Raw genomic sequence first — 22447 nt, 5'->3', positions numbered from 1 at the left:
TAGAGAGCGAAACCAATTGAACTTTTATTAACAGTGAACTCTCTTCGGATAGGAATGAAGAGAGTTACTGTAGGTAAAAGGAAGGGGCGTTTCTTTTGAGAAAAATTGGCATCATTGGCGGTACATTTGATCCGCCACATTATGGGCATTTGCTAATTGCAAATGAAGTATATCATGCTTTGAATTTAGAAGAAGTATGGTTCTTACCGAACCAAATTCCACCGCATAAACAAGGGCGGAATATTACAAGTGTAGAAAATCGCTTACAAATGTTAGAGTTTGCGACTGAGGCAGAGGAACATTTTTCTATTTGTTTAGAAGAGCTAAGCAGAAAGGGCCCATCGTATACGTATGACACTATGTTACAATTGACGAAGAAGTATCCGGATGTGCAGTTTCACTTTATTATTGGTGGAGATATGGTTGAGTATTTACCGAAGTGGTATAACATTGAAGCGTTACTCGATCTTGTGACGTTTGTTGGGGTTGCAAGACCTGGTTATACATTGCGTACACCTTATCCTATCACCACTGTGGAAATTCCGGAGTTTGCAGTTTCTTCATCTTTATTGCGTGAGAGATATAAAGAGAAGCGAACATGTAAATATTTACTTCCTGAAAAAGTACAGGTGTATATCGAGAGGAATGGGTTGTATGAATCGTGAGAAAGCACTTCATATTGTCAAACAACAAATGCATGAAAAACGTTATATACACACAATAGGTGTAATGGAGACAGCAATTGAACTTGCTAAGTTATACGGTGTGGATGAAAAAAAGGCTGAAGTTGCAGCTATATTCCATGATTATGCGAAGTGTAGAGCGATTTCTGAGATGGAAGAGATTATTAAAAGTGAAGATTTGCCGAAAGATTTACTTTGTTATAACAAAGAGTTATGGCATGCACCTGTTGGGGCATACTTAGTAGAAAAAGAAGTAGGCATTACGGATCCTGAAATCCTGCAAGCTATTACATATCATACAAGTGGTCATGAGAAAATGACGATGTTAGATAAAGTAATTTATGTAGCTGATTACATTGAGCCTGGGCGAAAGTTTCCAGGGGTGGAGGAAGCTCGTAAACTCGCATATACGGATATAAATCAAGCTTTATTATTTGCGTTAAAGCGAACAATTCAATTTTTAATGGAAAAAAATCAAACGATTTATCCATTAACATTCCAAACATACAACGCAGTTATCAAGGAGGAAATTAGTAAATGAAAGATAAAGAGTTATTAGTATTAGCAGCAAAAGCAGCTGATGATAAGAGAGCAGAAGATATGGTTGTCCTAAATATGCAAGGTATTTCACCAATTGCAGATTATTTCATTATTTGTCACGGTAACTCAGATAAGCAAGTGCAAGCAATTGCACGTGAAATTAAATCAAAAGCACATGAGTTCCAAATCGACGTACAACGTATGGAAGGCTTTGACGAAGCACGCTGGGTACTAGTTGACCTTGGAGATGTAGTTGCTCATGTATTCCATAAAGATGAGCGTAATCACTATAATTTAGAGCGTCTTTGGGGCGATGTGCCACGTGAGGATATTACAGACGAGCTAGACCAATGAAATACGAACAATTTGCATTGTTGTACGACGAACTAATGAATGATGTTCCTTATGATAAATGGGTGGAATTTACAGAGGAGAGTTTACAGCAAGCGGATATGAAAGAGGCGAAGATTCTTGATGTAGCATGCGGTACTGGTAATGTAACACTTCCGCTTGTACAAAAGGGTTACGATTTAATCGGTGTCGATCTTTCAGAAGAGATGTTAACGGTCGCTCAGCAAAAACTAGGCGGAGAAGGATACTTTATTCCTTTTTACCAACAAGACATGCGAGAGCTTGACGTTCCAGGTGAGTTTGACTGTGTAACGATCTTTTGTGACTCATTAAACTATGTATTGCAAGAAGATGGAGTGCAAGAAACATTTCGAAGAGTGTTTCACCATTTACGTCAAGATGGTTTGTTTTTATTTGATGTACATTCTTTATATAAAATACATCATGTATTTCAAAACGAAATATACACAGTGAATGGAGAAGAAATATCTCTTATTTGGAATTGCTTCCCTGGTGAAGAATCAAATAGTGTAGAACATGATTTAACATTCTTTGTTCAAGACCCAGAAGAAGATGTGTACCATCGTTTTGACGAATGTCACGTGCAACGTGCATATCAGGTCGAAGAGTTAACGAAATGGCTTGAAGAAGCTGGTTTTACCGTGCTTCGCGTCACTGGTGACTTTGAGCGACTTGAAGTTACAGAACAAACAGAGCGTATTTTCTTCATGGCGAAGAAAAATGGGTAAAACAAAAGCAACCGAGAAGGTTGCTTTTGTTTTGTAAAGAAGTTGTAATTTTAGTTCTAGCATAATAAGAAGATGATATACGTGAAGTATGAAAATACTAGTTTAAGTGAAAATGTAATGTAAAAAAGTAAGTATTTATAAAAAGGATTTGGAATGACGATGACGTATTTATTATGTGTGTTTATTGAATTGCTGATCGACGCATTTTAAATCTTCATCAAATTTCTCGTGTGTCCGCTCAATTAATTTATGAAACATATCCCCAACATGTTCTTCTAAAACACGAATGCCTTCTCCTGTAACGCCGCCTTTAACACATACTTTTTCTTGTAAAGTAGGCAATGTGAAAATCTCTTTTTCAAGTAGTTTCCCCATTCCAACGACCATTTCACTTACTAAAGTAGTGGCTTCTTCATGTGTAATATTTGTTTTATCTACAGCAGCGTTAATGAAACATTGTAATAAATAACTAAAGAATGCAGGGCCGCAGCTTGCTATATCAGATGAAACGCGCGTTATATCTTCTTCTATCATAAGAGGAGTAGAAATGTTTTTGAATAGGCGAAATAGCTTTTGTTGCCATTCTTCAGAGCATTTACTTCCAAATGTAAATAGTGATGCGCCAGACAGGGCGCGGTTTGTAATGCTCGGAATGATACGTGCAATGTGGCAAGGTACAAGCGTCTCTAATTGTGACGGAGATATTGGACTTGTGATAGAAACTAAGCACTTTTCATCAGAAAAATGTTCAGCGTATTTTTGTAGGATCGGGTATATATCTATCGGCTTTACGCAAATAAAAATAAGATGTGATCGTTTGATTACCTCATCGATAGTTTTGGCTATATGAACAGAAGGGTGTTTTTCCTTTATATGATATGCTTTGGCGGGCGTTCGATTAATCATTGTAAGGCACGAAGGTTTGACAGCACGGGTTTCTAAAAATGCGTCGATTAGTATATTCCCCATGTTCCCTGTCCCTATAATTCCTATGTTCAATGTTTCATCCCTCCTTCGTAACAGCTTTCTCCTAAACAATATGAATGATGTTATAAATTTATGATTAGAGGTGTAAAATGATGTGGGATTTTCCAAAGAAATGGTTAGGATTAGTAGCTATTATTGGAACTGTACTTTTTCTTCTTTTTTGGAAAACGAACCAGCATACAGAGCGAACGGTCATTGCAACGGATGTTCAAGCGAAAGAGCTAGAGAAGAAAAGTAAACCAAAAATATCGGATACAAAGCAGCAGAAAAAAATAATTGTAATTGATATGAAAGGGGCTGTTGTTAAAGAGGGGGTGTATGAAATGAAAGAAGGGGACCGGGTCAAGGATGCTATTGAAAAGGCAGGTGGTTTTTTACCCGAGGCAGATAGGAAGAAGGTGAATTTAGCACAAATGGTACAAGACCAAATGATCCTTTATGTACCGAATGAAAACGAAAAAGTGCAAGAGGTAGCTGCTATTTCAAAGGGGGAGGGGAAAGTTCAAATAAATGCGGCTTCTAAAGAACAACTTGAAAAAATTACAGGCATTGGTTCTCGGAAAGCAGAAAGTATTTTGAAATATCGAGAAGAACATGGTCCTTTTCAGAAAATAGAAGATTTGTTAGAGATTGATGGGATCGGTGTGAAGTCATTGGAAAAAATAAAAGATCAAATTATTATTCCGTAAAAGATTGACGAAGTTTTTCTTCATTCGCTACACTACAAGTAGACAAAAAAGTAGGTGAAAAATATGGAACGAATTTCATGGGATCAATATTTTATGACGCAAAGCCATCTGCTATCTTTACGTAGTACATGTACAAGGCTTGCAGTAGGAGCGACAATCGTTCGTGATAAACGAATTATTGCTGGTGGATATAATGGTTCAATTAAAGGTGGCGTACATTGTATAGATGATGGATGCTACGTTATTGATAATCATTGTGTTCGTACAATTCACGCAGAAATGAATGCTTTATTACAGTGTGCAAAATTCGGTGTGAAAACGGAGGAAGCGGAAATTTATGTTACGCATTTCCCTTGTTTACAATGCTGTAAGGCGATTATTCAAAGTGGTATTACAGCAGTTTATTATGCGCAGGATTATAAAAATCATCCATATGCCGTAGAGTTATTTGAAAAAGCGAATGTAACAGTGAAACACGTTCCGCTAGAATATAATATTGCAGCATTAGAGGATCAAAAGCGTCATATGGAGTTAAAAGAACTATTTGCATCTTTAGAAAAAGAAAACTTATCAATGGAAGAATTACAGCATGTATTCACGAAAGCAAAAATGATGCTATAAGGAGTGAGTATAGTTGTATGGACAATGGGGTTATGTTGCAATCTCATTTATCATAGGGATTGCAATTGCCTTTTCCACTTCAGTTTTACTGCTGACTTGTTTTCTCGTTTTGTATGTTTTCTATTGTTTATACCGTACTTCGCGTAAAACCTTCTTTTTTTGTATGTTAGCGTGTTTTAGTGGCGCTATGTACACTACGTATATTCAAGGGCAAAACAAGCCTCTAGGAGAGTCTTACGAAGTTACAAGGGGGCTAATACAAAATACACCTCTTATTAACGGGGATCGCCTAACATTTCAAGTTGAAGATCAGAATAAAAATATAGTGCAGTTAAGTTACAAAATTAAATCGGCCTTGGAAAAGAAACAACTGCGACAATTACACGCAGGAGTATCATGTGTATTCGAAGGTGAGAGGAAAGAGCCACCAATAGCTCGGAACTTTCATGGTTTTAATTATCGTGATTATTTGTATAAGCAAAATATTCATTTCATATTGGAGGCTACATATATTTCTGAATGCCAAAAAACATCGTTGTCACTCGTGCAATGGATTCTTCTTTTGAGACAGCAAGCAATCTCGGGCGTTACAGAAATGTTTCCGGAGCAATCAGGTGCTTTTATGAATGCATTAGTATTTGGTGATAGACAACAAATGACATTTGAAGTTGAAGAGCAATATCAGCAATTTGGTCTTGTACATTTGTTGGCGATTTCAGGATCGCATATCGTATTGTTAATGGTGATTGTGTATTTTATTTTGCTAAGAAGTGGTGTGACGAGGGAGATAGCGACAGTATGTCTTATCTTTTGCATTCCTCTATATATGATTTTAGCAGGAGCATCACCGTCTGTTATAAGAGCTTCTATAACAGGAGTGTTGATGTTGATTGCTTTCATATGTTCTATTCGTTTATCTAGCTTAGATGCTTTAAGCGTTACAGCTATATGTATGCTTATATTTGATCCGTATCTTGTCTTTAATATTGGCTTTCAGTTTTCGTTCGTTGGTAGTTTCGCCTTGCTTTTGTCAGCCCCGCTTTTACTAGATAGTAGTAATGGAGTAATCGGAAATTCCATTTATATTTCTTTTATTTCACAACTCGTTAGTACTCCGATTTTGTTATATCACTTCGGTTATTTTTCTCCATATAGTATTTTTCTTAATATCCTATACGTTCCGTTTTTATCTCTTATTGTATTGCCGTGTAGTATTATCGTTTTGGTATTTATACCGATCGTCCCGTTTCTTGCGAAAGGACTTGCGAATGTACTATCAATAGGTTTGAATCTTTCTAATGATTTTCTAAGTTATTGTGAAAATTTACCGTTTATCCGCCTTGTTTTCGGGCAAACATCTATACTTCTTGTAGCTCTATATTACGCGAGTATTGTTAGTATATTGATGGTTTGGGAAAGGCGGGTGTCGAAGAAAATTATGTTCGTAGCTTCGGGTATATTTCTTTTCGTTTGTACATGTCATTATGTATATCCGTATTTTCGAGAAAGTGGGAGTGTTACATTTCTTGATGTTGGACAGGGAGACGCAATTTTAATTCGCCTCCCGTACGATAAAGAGATTTACCTCATTGATACCGGTGGCACAATGCGTGCAAATAAGGAAGAATGGCAACGGAAAAAGCATGAATTTTCTGTTGGAAATGATATTTTAATCCCTTATTTACAAAAGGAAGGGATTAAAACAATTGATAAATTAATTGTAACGCATGGAGATGCGGATCATATAGGTGCTGCGCAAGAGTTATTATCAAATATAACCGTAAAAGAAGTTGTATTTGGCCGAAAAGAACAAGATGCGGTATTAGAAAAAGTATTAAAGAAACAGGCATTAGAAAAGGAAGTGAAAATAAGTGAAGTGGGGGAAGGAGAGAGTTGGAGCGTAAATGAAGCGGAATTTTTTGTGTTAGCTCCAACAGGAAAAGCGAGAAGTGAAAATAATGCTTCAATTGTAATATGGGCAAAATTAGGAGGGGCAACGTGGCTGTTTACAGGTGATTTAGAAGAAGAAGGAGAGAAATTTTTAATAGCTACGTATCCAGATTTACGGGCGGATGTTTTAAAGGTTGCTCATCATGGGAGTAATACGTCATCTATAGTGCCTTTTTTGAGCGCTGTACAGCCTGATGTAGCGATTATTTCTGTCGGTGAGCGTAATAGGTATGGGCATCCTCATAAGGAAGTGATAGGGCGTTTGGAGAAGATGGGGATTGAAATATGGCGTACGGATAAGCAAGGCGCTATTTCCTATGTTTTTAAAGTGGAACACGGAACCTTTCGTAGCAAAATCACATATGATGAAACACATGATAGATAAAAAAGAAGACTGCCAGTAAGCAGCAGTCTTTAAGAACCGATAAATTTAATAACAGTTGCAATGATGAAAAGTGTTGCGAAAAAACCAAATGAGACGATAAATCCTACCCCTGAATCAATAGCGTCATTGCGTTTACTTTGAACGTTCTGTTCAAAATCATTCATTTAGAATCCCTCCCCAACATTCCACTTTAGTATAAAATATTGTCAGAAAAAAATCTACAATTTCCATATGAAGAGAAATCGAGCGTTTTTACTACTTTAGATCATTAAGGAACGCGAGTTTTTTGTTTCCAAGCATGTTAACAGTTGGCACTTATACTCGAATTTTTATTGTGAATAATAAAGGGAAGGTGATTACCGCACACCAATAAGAAACCCGGGGCTTATTGCGTGGCGTTTAATATAAATAAAGGAACGGGTCATAAAGCCTGTTCCTTTGTACTTGTAAAACGAAAGCTAGGGCATTAGTATAAATATATATTGCCAAGTTAGGGAGTAGGAAAAAGTATGAGTGATATACATAAAAAGATTAAAAAGAAGCAGTTTGCTCCAGTGTATTTACTGTATGGAACGGAAGCGTTTTTTATAAATGAAACGATAAAGCTTATTACAACAGAAGCGCTTGAAGAGGAAGATCGCGAGTTTAATGTTGTGACATATGATTTAGAAGAAGCGTATTTAGAAGATGTGGTTGAGGATGCACGTACACTTCCTTTTTTCGGGGAACGTAAAGTGATATTAATAAAATCACCACTATTTTTAACTTCACAAAAAGAAAAATTAGAGCAAAATATAAAAATTTTAGAAGAATATATTGGGGAGCCTTCTCCATTTTCTATTCTTGTTTTTGTTGCGCCTTACGAAAAACTTGATGAACGAAAAAAAATTACAAAACTATTAAAGAAAACAGCGGATGTAGTAGAAGCGAATGCGATGCAAGTGCAGGATGTTCAGAAGTGGATTGTTGCTCGTGCAGATGAGGTGCATGTGCATATAGATAATGCAGCTGTTAGTTTGTTGTTAGAGCTTGTGGGAAGTAATGTAACGATGTTGGCGAAGGAAATGGACAAGTTAACGCTATACGTCGGTATGGGCGGAGAGATTACACCGAAACTCGTTGGGGAGCTTGTGCCAAAATCGGTTGAACAAAATGTGTTTGCTTTGACAGAAAAAGTGGTAAAAAAAGATATCGCGGGTGCGATGCAAATTTTGGATGGATTATTTACGCAGCAAGAGGAACCAATTAAACTGCTTGCGTTATTAGTAAGTCAATTCCGCTTGCTCTATCAAGTGAAAGAGTTACAGCAACGTGGTTATGGACAAAATCAAATTGCGTCTCATATTGGTGTGCATCCATATCGTGTAAAGTTAGCGATGAATCAAACGAAGTTTTTCTCTTTTGAAGAATTAAAAAAAGTGATTATAGAATTAGCGGAAGCTGATTATAGTATGAAGACTGGAAAAATGGATAAGAAACTTGTACTTGAGTTTTTCTTAATGCGGTTAAATCATATGTGATGAAACAAAAAGTTCACGTGCTTAGCACGTGAACTTTTTGTATATAAAAAAACGATCCAAATGGATCGTTTTTTAAACGCCTTACGCGTTTACTTGTTTCGCTAAGCGAGATTTTTGACGAGCTGCAGCGTTTTGGTGGATAAGACCTTTACGAGCTGCTTTGTCAAGTTTTTTAGAAGCAGTTTTGAAAGCTTCTTTAGCATTTTCAAGATCGTTATTAGTAACTAAAGCTTCTACAGTTTTAACAGCAGAACGCATGTCAGACTTGATAGAAGCGTTATGTGAACGACGCTCTTCGCTAAGTTTAGCGCGTTTGATAGCAGATTTGATGTTTGCCATACTTTTCACCTCCCTGGTGCAATCGAATGACTCGATTCTTAACATAGAACAAGTGATATTCTATCAAACGGTGAAGAGAATTGCAATAGTATATCAATGAAATTTCACGTAAAGGAAAGAATGACCTTATATAACTTTGGGAAATCTAACGATATTTACTATGAATTACGGAGGAGATACGATGAAAGAACCATTAGATTTAAGTAAATATAGTGTTAGAACGGACCTTGCTGTAGAGGCACATGAAATGCTGCAAGAGAGTCAAGAAGAGCAAAAAGGGATACAAGGAGTTATTGTCAAAGAGAGGGAAGAAGAAGGTATTACCATTACAAAAGTAACGATTGATGAAATTGCCTCTGAATCGATGGGTAAAAAACCTGGGAGTTATTTAACGCTTGAAGTACAAGGCATACGTCAACAAGATACGGAACTGCAACAAAAAGTAGAGCGCATTTTTGCAAAAGAATTTTCTTATTTCTTAGAAGAGGTTGGCGTTACGAAAGAAGCGAGTTGTTTAATTGTTGGTCTTGGGAATTGGAATGTAACGCCAGATGCGCTTGGACCAATCGTTGTAGAAAATGTATTGGTAACGAGACATTTGTTTCAATTGCAGCCTGAAAGTGTAGAAGAAGGGTTTAGGCCTGTTAGTGCAATTCGGCCGGGGGTAATGGGAATTACAGGAATCGAAACGAGCGATGTCATTTATGGAATCATTGAGAAGACGAAGCCAGACTTTGTCATTGCAATTGATGCATTAGCTGCCCGCTCTATTGAACGAGTAAATAGTACGATACAAATTTCTGATACGGGAATTCATCCTGGATCGGGTGTTGGGAATAAGCGTAAGGAACTTAGTAAAGAAACATTGGGTATTCCTGTTATCGCGATTGGTGTTCCGACTGTGGTTGATGCAGTTTCGATTACAAGCGATACAATTGATTTTATTTTGAAACATTTTGGACGGGAGATGAAAGAAGGAAACAAACCTTCCCGTTCTTTGTTGCCAGCCGGTTTTACATTTGGAGAAAAGAAAAAATTAACAGAAGAAGATATGCCGGATGAAAAGAGTCGGAATATGTTTTTAGGTGCTGTAGGTACACTGGAAGATGAAGAGAAGAGAAAATTAATTTATGAAGTGTTATCTCCTCTTGGTCATAATTTAATGGTGACTCCGAAAGAAGTGGATGCTTTCATAGAGGATATGGCGAATGTAATAGCGAGTGGTTTAAATGCAGCCTTGCATCATCAAATTGACCAAGATAATACAGGAGCATATACACATTGATGGGAAGAGACGATAATCGTTTAAGCCGTTTTTCGCTTTTATGTATATGTAGTGCGGCCTTATGTTTACTTATGATAATAGCAGGGGTGGCACTTGCTAATCATGGTTTGAAAAGTATGAAAGGTTATCAGCAAATGTCGTATGAACAAATCGCTCATATGACAGGAACAGAGGGTGCGGGTGCTGAATCAGAAATTTTGGGAAGTTCGTTTTCCGTTGCTGAAAAACAAAAACAATTAGAAAGCTTAAAAAGCTTTAATGTTGTAGAAGGAATTGGTATGGCAATAGCAAGTGCTACTTATGAAGTAACAAAGTTTGGAACGGATATAGTTGTTGGGAAAGTGAGAGAGATTTTTAGTTAAGGGTAGCAGGAAGAACGGTTGTCTTACCATTTTGTACGACAGCCGTTTTTAAATTTGAAAAAAGTTTGTCTCTTATGGTTTGTTCGCATAAGATATAGATAGAATGATTTGTATTGTAAGCAGCACGAGTTTTCATTGAATCTTTGCTGCTCTATTGATATAATCAGTGCTAGTGTATATTGGCGAGACTATTAGGAGTTGAGAACATAGATGAACAAAGAAGAAAGAGCAAAAAGACAGTCCAAAATCCGTAATTTCTCTATCATTGCTCATATTGACCACGGAAAATCAACGTTAGCAGACCGTATTTTAGAGAAAACAAACGCGTTAACACAACGTGAAATGAAAGCTCAATTGCTTGACTCTATGGATTTAGAGCGTGAGCGCGGTATTACAATTAAATTAAATGCAGTACAACTAACGTATAAAGCGAAAGACGGTGAAGAGTATATTCTTCACTTAATCGATACTCCAGGACACGTCGACTTTACGTACGAAGTATCTCGTAGTTTAGCGGCTTGTGAAGGTGCGATTCTTGTTGTGGATGCAGCACAAGGGATTGAGGCGCAAACATTAGCGAACGTATATTTAGCGCTTGATAATAATTTAGAAATATTACCAGTTATTAATAAGATCGACTTACCAAGTGCGGACCCAGAACGTGTACGTCAAGAGGTAGAAGATGTAATTGGTTTAGATGCATCGGAAGCTGTACTTGCTTCAGCGAAAGCTGGTATTGGTATTGAAGATATTTTAGAACAAATCGTTGAAAAGGTACCAGCTCCAACAGGGGATTCAGAAGAGCCTTTACAATGTATGATTTTCGATTCTTTATATGACCCGTACCGCGGTGTAATTGCATATATCCGTGTTGTAAATGGAACGGTAAAAGTTGGCGATAAAGTACGTATGATGGCAACTGGAAAAGAATTTGAAGTAACAGAAGTAGGTGTGTTTACACCGAAAACAACGCAACGTGACGAGTTAACAGTAGGTGATGTAGGTTTCTTAGCAGCATCTATTAAAAACGTAGGTGATACACGCGTAGGTGATACAATCACACATGCAAAACGTCCGGCTGCAGAGGCGTTAGCAGGTTATCGTAAATTAAACCCAATGGTATTCTGTGGTTTATATCCAATCGATTCTGCACGTTACAACGACTTACGTGATGCGTTAGAAAAATTAGAGTTAAACGATTCTGCTCTTGAGTTTGAACCAGAAACATCTCAAGCGCTAGGATTTGGTTTCCGTTGTGGTTTCTTAGGACTTCTTCACATGGAAATCATTCAAGAACGTATTGAACGTGAATTTAAAATCGATTTAATTACAACAGCACCAAGCGTTATTTATAAAGTTTATTTAACGAACGGTGAAGATGTTATTGTTGATAATCCATCTAATATGCCAGATCCACAGTCTATTGATCGTGTAGAAGAGCCGTTTGTGAAGGCTTCAATTATGGTTCCGAATGACTATGTTGGAGCTGTAATGGAAATTTGCCAAGGGAAACGTGGAACGTTTATTGATATGCAATATTTAGATGAAACACGTGTTACACTAACATACGAAATCCCGTTATCAGAAATCGTATATGACTTCTTCGATCAGTTGAAATCAAATACGAAAGGATATGCATCGTTTGACTACGAGTTAATTGGCTACAAACCATCGAAACTTGTGAAAATGGATATTCTTTTAAATAACGAACAAGTCGATGCTCTATCATTTATCGTACACCGTGATTCAGCGTATGATCGTGGTAAAGTAATCGTAGAGAAATTAAAAGAATTAATTCCAAGACAACAGTTCGAAGTACCAATTCAGGCGACTATCGGAAACAAGGTTGTAGCACGTTCTACAATTAAGGCGATGCGTAAAAACGTACTTGCGAAATGTTACGGTGGTGACATTTCTCGTAAGCGTAAACTTCTTGATAAGCAAAAAGAAGGTAAAAAACGTATGAAGTCTGTTGGTTCTGTAGAAGTACCGCAAGAAGCATTCATGGCTGTACTGAAAATGGATGACAACTAATAATTGATTGTTATTTCATGCGGATTGAGATAAAAAAAGAAGTCGTTTATACGGCTTCTTTTTTATGTATAATTACTTTTTAGACAACGTAGCTTCTCTCATTTACAATAGTGAGGTGGCTATATTTATGAATGATTGATATAGAGTTAGGAGACTATTAATGTCCGAAAATATTCGAAAAGATATTCACGAAAAAATACAAAATGGCAATTTTAATTGTGAAAAGGAATTGACGCTTTCTATTATTAGCGGGAAGTGGAAAGTTGTGATACTGTGGCATCTTGGTGTGGAAGGACCTCATCGTTTTAGTGAATTACAACGATTATTCCCAAGCATTTCTCATAAAGTTTTGTCGAACCAATTAAAAGAGTTAATGGAAGATGGGATTGTTGACCGAACAGTATACCCAGAAATTCCTCCGCGAGTAGAGTATTATATGACGGAATTAGGCATGTCGCTTTTACCGATCGTTGAAATGATGTATGATTGGGGAAAAATGCGAATGGAACAAATTCGTAATACGTTAGAGAAGTGAAGATTCCTCCGGAGTGCGGAGGTTTTCTTTTTAGAAAGGTAGGAGTTATATTTGGTTCAAGCTGCATATATTCATATTCCATTTTGTCAGCATATTTGTCACTATTGTGATTTTAATAAAGTGTTTATTGAACGCCAACCAGTCGATCAATATTTAGAGTATTTAGAGAAAGAAATAATAAATACAGTTCAAAAAGTACCGTTTGATAGTATGAAAACGATTTTTGTTGGTGGAGGAACTCCGACAGCGTTAAATATGGAACAGACAAAAAAGTTACTAGATATTATAAACCGTCGCTTACGTCCGTTTGCTCCAAATTGTGAATTAACATTTGAAGCGAATCCAGGTGATTTACCAAAAGAGAAGTTAAATGTATTGCTAGAAGGTGGAGTGAACCGAATTAGTTTTGGTGTGCAAACATTTCGGGATGAGTTGCTTGAGAAAATTGGGCGTAAGCATACGAGGGAAGATGCATTTGTAGCAATTAGAGAAGCGCAGGAAGTGGGCTTTAAAAATATAAATGTAGATATTATTTATGCTCTGCCAGGGCAGACGATAGAAGATGTAAAAGAAACATTAGACATTGCTTTTACGCTTGGTGTACAACATTTCTCAGCATATTCATTAATTGTGGAACCGAAAACTGTGTTTTATAACTTAATGAATAAAGGGAAATTAAGACTTCCAGGTGAAGATCATGAAGCAAAAATGTATGAAATGGTAATGGATGAAATGGAGAAACACGGCTATAGCCAGTATGAAATTAGCAATTTCTCAAAAGGTGATAATGAAAGTAGACACAATCTCACATACTGGAATAATGAGGAGTATTATGGATTTGGAGCTGGAGCGCATAGTTATGTAAATGGAGAACGTATCCAAAATGTAGGGCCGCTCAAGCAATATTTCAATAAAATCGATGAAACTGGATTTCCGTATTTAGATGTTCACGCGGTGACGGAGAAAGAAAGAATGGAAGAAGAGTTGTTCTTAGGACTTCGAAAAACACAAGGTGTATCTAAAATATTGTTTCAAAAGAAATTTAATATGGAGATGAATCAAGTTTTCGCGAAGCAGTTGCAAAAAAATCAAGAACAAGGCTTGCTTGAAGAGAAAGATGGATATGTTCGTTTAACGCGAAAGGGAAAATTATTAGGGAATGAAGTATTCCAATCATTTTTGATTGACTAATTAAATGTTCCATAAACGTGAAAAAGTTTCATTATTTCGTGACGTTTCCGTTGACAATTGAATGTCAATTTTGGTAAGTTATTAATAGATTTAGCACTCGAAGACAAAGAGTGCTAACAGAGGTGATGATGAGATGCTTACGGAACGTCAGCTCTTAATTTTACAAACAATTATTGATGACTTTATTGGATCAGCGCAACCTGTTGGGTCGAGGACGTTGGCTAAGAAAGATGAAATTACGTTTAGTTCAGCTACTATTCGAAATGAAATGGCTGATTTAGAGGAACTAGGATTTATTGAGAAAACGCATAGTTCTTCAGGACGTGTTCCTTCTGAAAAAGGATATCGTTTTTATGTAGACCATCTTTTAGCGCCGCAAAACTTACCGAACGATGAAATTGTACAAATTAAAGATTTATTTGCTGAAAGAATTTTTGAAGCGGAAAAGATTGCACAGCAATCTGCTCAAATTTTATCAGAGCTTACGAATTATACGGCCATTGTTCTTGGACCGAAGTTAAGCACAAATAAACTTAAAAACGTACAAATTGTACCGCTTGATCGTCAAACTGCAGTCGCTATTATTGTAACTGATACAGGGCATGTACAAAGTAAAACGATTACCGTTCCGGAATCTGTTGATTTATCAGATTTAGAAAAAATGGTTAATATTTTAAATGAAAAGCTGTCGGGTGTACCAATGGCAGAACTGCATAACAAAATCTTTAAAGAGATTGTTACAGTTTTACGTGGATATGTTCATAATTACGATAGTGCAATAAAAATGTTAGATGGTACATTTCAAGTTCCTTTATCGGAAAAGATATACTTTGGAGGCAAAGCAAATATGCTTTCGCAACCAGAGTTCCATGACATTCACAAAGTAAGATCCTTGCTGACGATGATTGATAATGAAGCCGAGTTTTATGACATTTTGCGTCATAAACAAGTAGGTATTCAAGTGAACATTGGTAGGGAAAACTCTGCGACGGCCATGGAAGATTGCAGTTTAATTTCTGCAACATATTCGATTGGAGAAGAACAGCTTGGAACAATTGCTATTTTAGGTCCGACAAGAATGCAATACTCTCGGGTAATTAGTTTGTTACAGTTATTTACGAGACAATTTACTGATGGACTTAAAAAGTAAATGAGAGTAATACATTCGCTCAAGTAATGAAATTTTCATTGCTGTGTGTAATATATAATGCTTAAGGAATTGTGTTCAGCATAATACCTAATACCTTTTAAGGAGGTGAATATTGTGGAAGAGCGTAACGAACAAGTGGTAGAAGAAGTAAAAGAAGCGCAAGTTGAAGAAGCTGTCACGACAGAAAACAGTGAAAAAACTGTAGAAGAAAAAAGTGAGGCTGCTCTTTTACAAGAAAAAGTAGATGAGTTACAAGCGAAGCTAACGGAAACGGAAGGTCGCACATTACGTCTACAAGCTGATTTTGAAAATTATAAGCGTCGTGTCCAAATGGATAAACAGGCTGCTGAAAAATATAGAGCACAAAGTCTAGTTTCAGATATTTTGCCAGCTCTTGATAATTTTGAAAGAGCGATGCAAGTGGAAGCAACTGATGAGCAAACGAAACCCTTGTTACAAGGTATGGAAATGGTGCATCGTCAATTGCTAGAAGCGTTGACTAAAGAAGGCGTTGAAGCGATTGAAGCTGTTGGTAAACAGTTTGATCCTAATGAACACCAAGCTATTATGCAAGTGGAAGATAGTGAATTTGAATCAAACGCGGTAGTTGAAGAATTCCAAAAAGGTTATAAACTAAAAGACCGTGTGATTCGCCCATCAATGGTAAAAGTAAATCAATAATTTACATAAAAGTAGGAGGATTCGCCATGAGTAAAATTATCGGTATTGACTTAGGTACAACAAACTCTTGTGTAGCTGTTATGGAAGGTGGAGAACCAAAGGTTATCCCAAATCCAGAAGGAAACCGTACAACACCTTCTGTTGTAGCTTTCAAAAATGAAGAGCGTCAAGTTGGGGAAGTTGCAAAGCGTCAAGCAATTACAAACCCAAATACAATCATGTCTGTTAAACGTCATATGGGTACAGACTACAAAGTAGAAGTTGAAGGTAAAGATTATACACCTCAAGAAATTTCTGCAATCATTTTACAAAACTTAAAAGCTTCTGCTGAAGCATACTTAGGTGAAACAGTAACGAAAGCTGTTATTACAGTACCTGCATACTTCAACGATGCAGAACGTCAAGCAACAAAAGATGCTGGTCGTATCGCTGGTTTAGAAGTTGAGCGTATCATTAACGAACCAACAGCAGCAGCGCTTGCTTACGGTTTAGAAAAACAAGATGAAGAGCAAAAAATCTTAGTATATGACTTAGGTGGCGGTACATTTGACGTATCTATCCTTGAGTTAGCAGATGGAACATTCGAAGTTATTTCAACTGCTGGTGACAACCGTCTTGGTGGAGATGACTTTGACCAAGTTATTATTGACCACTTAGTAGCTGAGTTCAAAAAAGAAAATAACATTGATTTAAGCCAAGATAAAATGGCACTTCAACGTTTGAAAGATGCAGCTGAAAAAGCGAAAAAAGATCTTTCTGGCGTAACACAAACACAAATTTCATTACCATTCATTAGTGCTGGAGCTGCTGGTCCATTACACTTAGAATTAACGTTAACAAGAGCGAAATTCGAAGAGATTTCAGCAGGTCTTGTTGAAAGAACGTTAGAGCCAACTCGTCGTGCATTAAAAGACGCTGGTTTTGCTCCAAGCGAATTAGATAAAGTTATCCTTGTTGGTGGATCTACTCGTATCCCAGCTGTACAAGAAGCTATTAAACGTGAAACTGGTAAAGAACCATATAAAGGTGTAAACCCTGATGAAGTTGTAGCATTAGGTGCTGCAGTTCAAGGTGGCGTACTTACTGGTGATGTAGAAGGCGTACTATTATTAGACGTAACTCCACTTTCTTTAGGTATTGAAACTATGGGTGGTGTGTTCACGAAATTAATCGAGCGTAACACTACAATTCCAACAAGTAAGTCACAAGTATTCTCAACAGCTGCTGATAACCAACCGGCAGTAGACATTCACGTATTACAAGGTGAGCGTCCAATGTCAGCTGACAACAAAACATTAGGTCGTTTCCAATTAACAGACCTTCCACCAGCACCACGTGGTATTCCACAAATCGAAGTAACATTCGATATTGATGCGAACGGTATCGTTAACGTACGTGCAAAAGACTTAGGAACAAGCAAAGAGCAAACTATTACAATCCAATCTTCTTCAGGTCTTTCTGATGAAGAAGTAGATCGTATGGTACAAGAAGCGGAAGCAAATGCTGACGCTGACCAAAAACGTAAGGAAGAAGTTGAACTTCGTAACGAAGCTGACCAACTTGTATTCCAAACGGATAAAGTTGTAAAAGATTTAGAAGGTAAAGTGGATGCGGCTGAAGTTGCAAAAGCAACAGAAGCGAAAGAAGCATTACAAGCTGCGATCGAGAAGAACGAGCTTGAGGAAATCCGTGCGAAAAAAGACGCTTTACAAGAAATCGTACAACAATTAACTGTTAAATTATACGAGCAAGCTCAAGCAGCTGCAGGGCAAGCAGAAGGTGCACAAGGAGCACAAGATGCTGGCGCGAAGAAAGACAATGTAGTAGACGCTGAGTTCGAAGAAGTAAAAGAAGATAAGTAATATAAATAAGTAAGATGACAAAAAGTCAAAGTCAAGCGTGCCTTGACTTTGGCTTTTTTCACGAATGAAAAGAAAAGTGTGAGGTTCTTAAGTTTTTTACTTTGCATACTGTAAGTGAGGAAACTTTGTTGCAAAGCACTTTCTTTCGGTGTTAAAATTACGTTTATGTGAAAGATTCGGGGGTTGTAAATTTATGAGTAAACGAGACTATTATGAGATCCTTGGACTTAGCCAGGGTGCTTCAAAAGATGAAATAAAAAAAGCGTATCGTCGTTTGGCTAAAAAATACCATCCAGACGTAAGTAAAGAAGAAAATGCAATTGAAAAGTTTAAAGAAGTACAAGAAGCATACGAAGTATTAAGCGACGATCAAAAGCGCGCGCAATATGATCAATTTGGTCATGCTGGTGCAAATCAAGGTTTCGGTGGCTTTGGCGGCGGAGGAGACTTCGGCGGTGGCTTCGGTTTCGAAGATATCTTTAGTTCGTTCTTTGGCGGCGGTGGCGGTAGACGTCGTGATCCAAATGCTCCGCGTCAAGGTGCTGACTTACAATATCAAGTTACTTTAGAGTTTGAGGAAGCTATTTTTGGTAAAGAATTAAATGTTGAGATTCCAGTAGAAGATCCATGTGATACTTGTAAAGGTAGCGGAGCGAAACCAGGAACTTCAAAAGAAACATGTAAACATTGTTCAGGATCAGGGCAAGTAAGTGTAGAACAAAATACACCATTTGGTCGTATCGTAAACCGTCAAGCTTGTGGTCATTGTTCAGGAACTGGTCAAATGATTAAAGAAAAATGTACGACGTGTCACGGTTCTGGTAAAGTACGTAAACGTAAAAAAATCAATGTTAAAATTCCAGCAGGTATTGATAATGGTCAACAAATTCGTGTATCTGGAAAAGGTGAAGCGGGCGTAAATGGCGGACCGGCAGGAGATTTATATGTTGTTGTTCATGTGAGAAATCATGAATTCTTTGAGCGTGAAGGAGATCACATTATTTGTGAAATGCCATTAACATTTGCGCAAATGGCACTTGGTGCTGAAGTGGAAGTTCCTACTGTTCATGGGAAAGTGAAGCTAAAAATTCCAGCAGGAACACAAACCGGAACAGAATTCCGCTTAAAAGGAAAAGGTGCTCCGAACGTACGTGGATACGGTCAAGGAGATCAATATGTAGTCGTTCGTGTTGTTGTACCGACGAAATTAACTTCACATCAAAAAGAGTTATTACGTGAATTTGCGGGACAAGAAGAGCAGGATGATAGTTTATTTGGAAAGCTTAAACGTGCTTTCAAAGGGGAATAATGGAAATAAAAAATGGAGTTGGTAAATTGTGAAATGGTCAGAAGTTAGTATTCATACAACAGAAGAAGCAGTAGAAGCTGTCTCTCATATTTTACATGAAGCTGGTGCTAGTGGAGTTGCGATTGAGGATCCAGCGGAGTTGACGAAAGAGCGCGAGCAACAATATGGTGAAATTTATGCATTGAACCCAGATGAATATCCGGCGGAAGGTGTATTAATAAAAGCATATTTCCCACAAACGGATTCTTTACAGGAAACGATTGCGGGTGTAAAATCATCTATTGATATGCTTCCATCTTACGACATCGAAATTGGTACTGGAAATATTACCGTTAACGAAGTCAATGAAGAAGATTGGGCTACTGCTTGGAAAAAATATTACCATCCAGTACAAATTTCTGATACATTCACAATTGTGCCGACGTGGGAAGAATATACACCAGCTTCTCCGGAAGAAAAAATTATTGAATTAGATCCAGGTATGGCGTTTGGGACAGGAACTCATCCGACAACAACGATGTGTATTCGTGCTTTAGAAAAAACAGTTCAGCCAGGTGATACTGTCATTGATGTAGGAACAGGTTCTGGTGTACTTAGTATTGCAGCGGCAAAATTAGGTGCGTCTTCTGTTCAAGCGTATGATTTAGATCCGGTTGCAGTGGAAAGTGCAGAAATGAATGTACGTTTAAATAAAACAGATGATATCGTGTCTGTTGGGCAAAATAGTCTTTTAGAAGGTATTGAAGGTCCTGTTGATCTAATCGTAGCTAACTTATTAGCAGAAATTATTCTTTTATTCCCTGAGGATGCAGCAAGAGTTGTGAAGTCGGGCGGATTATTTATTACATCGGGCATTATTGCAGCGAAGGAAAAGATAATTTCTGAAGCGCTAGAAAAAGCTGGATTTACAATTGAAGAAGTATTACGAATGGAAGATTGGGTAGCAATTATTGCACGAAATGCGTAATATAGATTTTAGTTTATAATGAAAAGGGGAGTCTCTCACTATAAGGTGAGGGACTTGCCGTTTGTTATATGAAAAAATGATAACGTTTCGTTCTTTTCGTAAGTGTTGACTTACGAAAGGAACGAAACTCTACTAAGGTGATTATATGCAACGTTATTTTGTAGAAGAGAAATATGTAAATGAGACAAGTATTCGCATTGTAGGTGATGACGTACATCATATCGCAAGAGTGATGCGTATGTCAGCTGGTGATCACATTTATTGCTGTGTAAACGGAAAAACAGCAGTATGTTCAATTGATGAAATTACCAGTGAATTTATTAATACGGCTATTGTAGAATGGGTAGAGGCGTCAAGTGAACTTCCTGTTTTCGTGACGATTGCAAGTGGACTGCCAAAAGGAGACAAGCTAGAGTTAATTTTCCAAAAAGGAACTGAGCTTGGGGCGGCCGCATTTTTACCATTTCAAGCATCTCGCTCTATTGTAAAATGGGATGCGAAAAAAGCTGATAAAAAAGTTGAGCGTTTAAGAAAAATTGTGAAAGAAGCTGCGGAACAATCGCATAGAAGCGAAATTCCAGAAGTGCATGCTCCGGCATCATTTAAGCAATTGCTTTCAATGAGCAATGAGTATGATGTATGTCTTGTTGCGTACGAAGAGGAAGCAAAACAAGGTGAGAAATCCAATTTTGCTAAAGCTTTAACGACGATGAAACCAGGCCAAAAACTATTGATTGTATTTGGACCAGAAGGTGGTTTAGCGGAGGAAGAGATTACTACGCTTCGTGAACATAAATTTGTACCATGTAGTTTAGGACCAAGAATTTTAAGAACAGAAACGGCGCCGTTATATGCGTTAAGTGCTGCTTCGTATCATTTTGAATTGATGGGGTGATGATCAATGTCAACTGTTGCGTTCCATACGTTAGGTTGTAAAGTAAACCACTATGAAACAGAGGCCATTTGGCAATTGTTTAAACAAGGTGGATATGAAAGAACTGAATATGAAAAGAAAGCTGATGTATATGTTATTAATACGTGTACAGTAACGAATACGGGGGATAAGAAAAGCCGTCAAGTTATTAGACGTGCTGTTCGTCAAAATCCGGATGCGGTTATTTGTGTAACGGGATGTTATGCACAAACATCTCCAGCGGAAATTATGGCGATTCCAGGTGTAGATATTGTAGTTGGTACACAGGATCGTGAAAAGATGTTAGGATACATTGAAGAATTCCGCAAAGAGCGTCAACCAATTAATGCGGTCCGCAACATTATGAAAACACGTGTATACGAAGAACTGGATGTACCTTATTTCACGGATCGTACACGTGCATCTTTAAAAATACAAGAAGGTTGTAATAATTTCTGTACATTCTGTATTATTCCTTGGGCACGTGGTTTAATGCGTTCTCGTGATGGAAAAGAAGTTATTAAACAAGCGCAGCAATTAGTAGATGCAGGTTATAAAGAAATCGTATTAACAGGTATTCATACAGGTGGGTACGGTGAAGATATTAAAGATTATAACTTAGCTGGATTACTTCGTGATATGGAAGCGGAAGTAGGCGGATTAAAACGTCTTCGTATTTCTTCTATTGAAGCGAGTCAGATTTCAGATGAAGTAATTGAAGTGTTAGATAAGTCTGAAGTAGTTGTACGCCACTTGCACATTCCATTGCAATCTGGATCTAATACTGTATTAAAGCGTATGCGTCGTAAGTATACGATGGAATTTTTCCAAGAGCGTTTAGATCGATTGAAAGAAGCGTTACCAGGCCTTGCGATTACATCGGATGTAATCGTTGGTTTCCCAGGTGAAACAGAAGAAGAATTCATGGAAACATACAATTTCATTAAAGAGAATCGCTTCTCTGAGTTACACGTATTCCCTTACTCAAAGCGTACAGGAACACCTGCAGCGCGTATGGAAGATCAAGTTCCTGAAGATGTGAAGAATGATCGTGTTCATCGTTTAATTGAATTATCTAACCAATTAGCGAAAGAGTATGCGTCACAGTTTGAAGGGGAAGTGCTTGAGATCATTCCGGAAGAGCAATTTAAAGAGGGCGACCGTAAAGGGTTATATGTAGGCTATACGGATAACTACTTAAAAATTGTATTTGAAGGATCAGAAGAGTTAATTGGTAAGCTAGTGAAAGTGAAAATTACGAAAGCTGGTTATCCATATAACGAAGCGCAATTTGTTCGTGTTCTTGAAGATGATGTAAAAAAGGAATCAGCAAGCGCATAAAAT

At 37.5% G+C, this 22447-nt stretch carries 23 protein-coding genes; 20 read left to right on the top strand and 3 right to left on the bottom strand.

Translation table 11 applies throughout. The features are described 5' to 3' along the window. Positions 1-95 precede the first annotated feature (95 nt). From nadD to AC1DMU_RS03165, 4 genes are read left to right on the top strand one after another with little or no spacing between them, the layout of a single operon-like run. On the top strand, positions 96-665 hold the full coding sequence (gene nadD / locus AC1DMU_RS03180; protein ID WP_060488253.1) for a nicotinate-nucleotide adenylyltransferase: 570 nt from the start codon (positions 96-98) through the stop codon (positions 663-665). Beyond that, positions 655-1224, top strand: a complete 570-nt coding sequence (yqeK, locus tag AC1DMU_RS03175) for a bis(5'-nucleosyl)-tetraphosphatase (symmetrical) YqeK (RefSeq protein ID WP_001078363.1) — start codon at positions 655-657, stop codon at positions 1222-1224. The genes nadD and yqeK overlap by 11 nt, the downstream gene beginning before the upstream one ends. Next, positions 1221-1577 (top strand): ribosome silencing factor, encoded by a 357-nt coding sequence (gene rsfS / locus AC1DMU_RS03170; protein ID WP_000653210.1) that lies wholly within the window; start codon positions 1221-1223, stop codon positions 1575-1577. The genes yqeK and rsfS overlap by 4 nt, the downstream gene beginning before the upstream one ends. Beyond that, the gene (locus AC1DMU_RS03165) at positions 1574-2323 is read left to right on the top strand and encodes a class I SAM-dependent methyltransferase (RefSeq protein WP_088064434.1); all 750 of its coding nucleotides are present in this window, start codon (positions 1574-1576) and stop codon (positions 2321-2323) included. Before rsfS ends, AC1DMU_RS03165 begins: the two co-directional genes overlap by 4 nt. Before the next feature lie 171 nt (positions 2324-2494). Here AC1DMU_RS03165 and comER read toward each other — a convergent pair whose 3' ends face one another. Then, positions 2495-3322: a late competence protein ComER gene (gene comER, locus AC1DMU_RS03160; protein WP_088064433.1), complete on the bottom strand. Its 828-nt coding sequence runs from the start codon at positions 3320-3322 to the stop codon at positions 2495-2497. A gap of 77 nt (positions 3323-3399) precedes the next feature. Between comER and AC1DMU_RS03155 the strand changes: the two genes are divergently transcribed. The 3 genes from AC1DMU_RS03155 (at position 3400) to AC1DMU_RS03145 (ending at position 6955) form a co-directional block, all read left to right on the top strand. Further along, on the top strand, positions 3400-3999 hold the full coding sequence (locus tag AC1DMU_RS03155; RefSeq protein ID WP_088064432.1) for a helix-hairpin-helix domain-containing protein: 600 nt from the start codon (positions 3400-3402) through the stop codon (positions 3997-3999). Between the two features lie 63 nt (positions 4000-4062). Then, positions 4063-4620 (top strand): ComE operon protein 2, encoded by a 558-nt coding sequence (locus AC1DMU_RS03150; protein WP_000439786.1) that lies wholly within the window; start codon positions 4063-4065, stop codon positions 4618-4620. A 13-nt stretch (positions 4621-4633) separates the two neighbouring features. Further along, positions 4634-6955, top strand: a complete 2322-nt coding sequence (locus AC1DMU_RS03145; protein ID WP_088064431.1) for a DNA internalization-related competence protein ComEC/Rec2 — start codon at positions 4634-4636, stop codon at positions 6953-6955. Positions 6956-6984: 29 nt separating this feature from the next. Here AC1DMU_RS03145 and AC1DMU_RS03140 read toward each other — a convergent pair whose 3' ends face one another. Continuing rightward, the gene (locus AC1DMU_RS03140) at positions 6985-7119 is read right to left on the bottom strand and encodes a YqzM family protein (RefSeq protein ID WP_000997609.1); all 135 of its coding nucleotides are present in this window, start codon (positions 7117-7119) and stop codon (positions 6985-6987) included. Positions 7120-7464: 345 nt separating this feature from the next. Between AC1DMU_RS03140 and holA the strand changes: the two genes are divergently transcribed. Beyond that, positions 7465-8475, top strand: coding sequence for a DNA polymerase III subunit delta (gene holA, locus AC1DMU_RS03135; RefSeq protein WP_001279932.1), 1011 nt, complete (start codon positions 7465-7467; stop codon positions 8473-8475). 81 nt (positions 8476-8556) lie between these two features. Here holA and rpsT read toward each other — a convergent pair whose 3' ends face one another. Next, on the bottom strand, positions 8557-8814 hold the full coding sequence (rpsT, locus tag AC1DMU_RS03130) for a 30S ribosomal protein S20 (protein ID WP_001274014.1): 258 nt from the start codon (positions 8812-8814) through the stop codon (positions 8557-8559). A gap of 181 nt (positions 8815-8995) precedes the next feature. On the opposite strand from rpsT, the gene gpr reads away from it, so the two are divergent. The 12 genes from gpr to mtaB all read left to right on the top strand — a co-directional run bounded on the left by gpr (position 8996) and on the right by mtaB (position 22444). Beyond that, positions 8996-10099: a GPR endopeptidase gene (gene gpr, locus AC1DMU_RS03125; protein WP_000662625.1), complete on the top strand. Its 1104-nt coding sequence runs from the start codon at positions 8996-8998 to the stop codon at positions 10097-10099. Then, positions 10096-10461 (top strand): YqxA family protein, encoded by a 366-nt coding sequence (locus AC1DMU_RS03120; protein WP_002107663.1) that lies wholly within the window; start codon positions 10096-10098, stop codon positions 10459-10461. Before gpr ends, AC1DMU_RS03120 begins: the two co-directional genes overlap by 4 nt. A gap of 210 nt (positions 10462-10671) precedes the next feature. Next, positions 10672-12495 (top strand): elongation factor 4, encoded by a 1824-nt coding sequence (gene lepA, locus AC1DMU_RS03115; RefSeq protein WP_001030960.1) that lies wholly within the window; start codon positions 10672-10674, stop codon positions 12493-12495. Between the two features lie 160 nt (positions 12496-12655). Further along, positions 12656-13030, top strand: a complete 375-nt coding sequence (locus tag AC1DMU_RS03110) for a winged helix-turn-helix transcriptional regulator (RefSeq protein WP_001293536.1) — start codon at positions 12656-12658, stop codon at positions 13028-13030. Between the two features lie 51 nt (positions 13031-13081). Beyond that, positions 13082-14221 carry a radical SAM family heme chaperone HemW gene (hemW, locus tag AC1DMU_RS03105; RefSeq protein ID WP_000249446.1) on the top strand — a complete coding sequence of 380 codons (1140 nt, stop codon included), beginning with the start codon at positions 13082-13084 and terminating at the stop codon, positions 14219-14221. A gap of 133 nt (positions 14222-14354) precedes the next feature. Next, positions 14355-15371 (top strand): heat-inducible transcriptional repressor HrcA, encoded by a 1017-nt coding sequence (gene hrcA / locus AC1DMU_RS03100; protein ID WP_000954947.1) that lies wholly within the window; start codon positions 14355-14357, stop codon positions 15369-15371. A gap of 114 nt (positions 15372-15485) precedes the next feature. Beyond that, on the top strand, positions 15486-16052 hold the full coding sequence (grpE, locus tag AC1DMU_RS03095) for a nucleotide exchange factor GrpE (RefSeq protein WP_088064430.1): 567 nt from the start codon (positions 15486-15488) through the stop codon (positions 16050-16052). Between the two features lie 26 nt (positions 16053-16078). After that, positions 16079-17914: a chaperone protein DnaK gene (gene dnaK / locus AC1DMU_RS03090; RefSeq protein ID WP_000034697.1), complete on the top strand. Its 1836-nt coding sequence runs from the start codon at positions 16079-16081 to the stop codon at positions 17912-17914. Between the two features lie 193 nt (positions 17915-18107). Next, entirely contained in the window at positions 18108-19223 is a 1116-nt protein-coding gene (gene dnaJ, locus AC1DMU_RS03085) for a chaperone protein DnaJ (protein WP_088064429.1), read from the top strand. Between the two features lie 28 nt (positions 19224-19251). Continuing rightward, on the top strand, positions 19252-20190 hold the full coding sequence (gene prmA / locus AC1DMU_RS03080; protein WP_000872122.1) for a 50S ribosomal protein L11 methyltransferase: 939 nt from the start codon (positions 19252-19254) through the stop codon (positions 20188-20190). 145 nt (positions 20191-20335) lie between these two features. Next, a complete protein-coding gene (locus AC1DMU_RS03075; RefSeq protein WP_064474770.1) occupies positions 20336-21085 on the top strand; it encodes a 16S rRNA (uracil(1498)-N(3))-methyltransferase in 750 nt (249 codons plus the stop codon). 6 nt (positions 21086-21091) lie between these two features. Beyond that, positions 21092-22444: a tRNA (N(6)-L-threonylcarbamoyladenosine(37)-C(2))-methylthiotransferase MtaB gene (gene mtaB / locus AC1DMU_RS03070; protein WP_000108688.1), complete on the top strand. Its 1353-nt coding sequence runs from the start codon at positions 21092-21094 to the stop codon at positions 22442-22444. Positions 22445-22447: the final 3 nt, after the last annotated feature.

This window comes from Bacillus sp. 01N45 (genome assembly GCF_056399205.1).
Note: the sequence above shows the minus strand (reverse complement) of the source record. Positions and strands in the feature narration are given on the sequence as shown.

Coding starts and splice junctions, on each gene's coding strand:
- yqeK (WP_001078363.1), top strand. CDS start 655: ATGAATCGTGAGAAAGCACTTCATATTGTCAAACAACAAATGCATGAA.
- rsfS (WP_000653210.1), top strand. CDS start 1,221: ATGAAAGATAAAGAGTTATTAGTATTAGCAGCAAAAGCAGCTGATGAT.
- AC1DMU_RS03165 (WP_088064434.1), top strand. CDS start 1,574: ATGAAATACGAACAATTTGCATTGTTGTACGACGAACTAATGAATGAT.
- AC1DMU_RS03155 (WP_088064432.1), top strand. CDS start 3,400: ATGATGTGGGATTTTCCAAAGAAATGGTTAGGATTAGTAGCTATTATT.
- AC1DMU_RS03150 (WP_000439786.1), top strand. CDS start 4,063: ATGGAACGAATTTCATGGGATCAATATTTTATGACGCAAAGCCATCTG.
- AC1DMU_RS03140 (WP_000997609.1), bottom strand. CDS start 7,119: ATGAATGATTTTGAACAGAACGTTCAAAGTAAACGCAATGACGCTATT.
- holA (WP_001279932.1), top strand. CDS start 7,465: ATGAGTGATATACATAAAAAGATTAAAAAGAAGCAGTTTGCTCCAGTG.
- rpsT (WP_001274014.1), bottom strand. CDS start 8,814: ATGGCAAACATCAAATCTGCTATCAAACGCGCTAAACTTAGCGAAGAG.
- gpr (WP_000662625.1), top strand. CDS start 8,996: ATGAAAGAACCATTAGATTTAAGTAAATATAGTGTTAGAACGGACCTT.
- lepA (WP_001030960.1), top strand. CDS start 10,672: ATGAACAAAGAAGAAAGAGCAAAAAGACAGTCCAAAATCCGTAATTTC.
- AC1DMU_RS03110 (WP_001293536.1), top strand. CDS start 12,656: ATGTCCGAAAATATTCGAAAAGATATTCACGAAAAAATACAAAATGGC.
- hrcA (WP_000954947.1), top strand. CDS start 14,355: ATGCTTACGGAACGTCAGCTCTTAATTTTACAAACAATTATTGATGAC.
- dnaK (WP_000034697.1), top strand. CDS start 16,079: ATGAGTAAAATTATCGGTATTGACTTAGGTACAACAAACTCTTGTGTA.
- dnaJ (WP_088064429.1), top strand. CDS start 18,108: ATGAGTAAACGAGACTATTATGAGATCCTTGGACTTAGCCAGGGTGCT.
- AC1DMU_RS03075 (WP_064474770.1), top strand. CDS start 20,336: ATGCAACGTTATTTTGTAGAAGAGAAATATGTAAATGAGACAAGTATT.
- mtaB (WP_000108688.1), top strand. CDS start 21,092: ATGTCAACTGTTGCGTTCCATACGTTAGGTTGTAAAGTAAACCACTAT.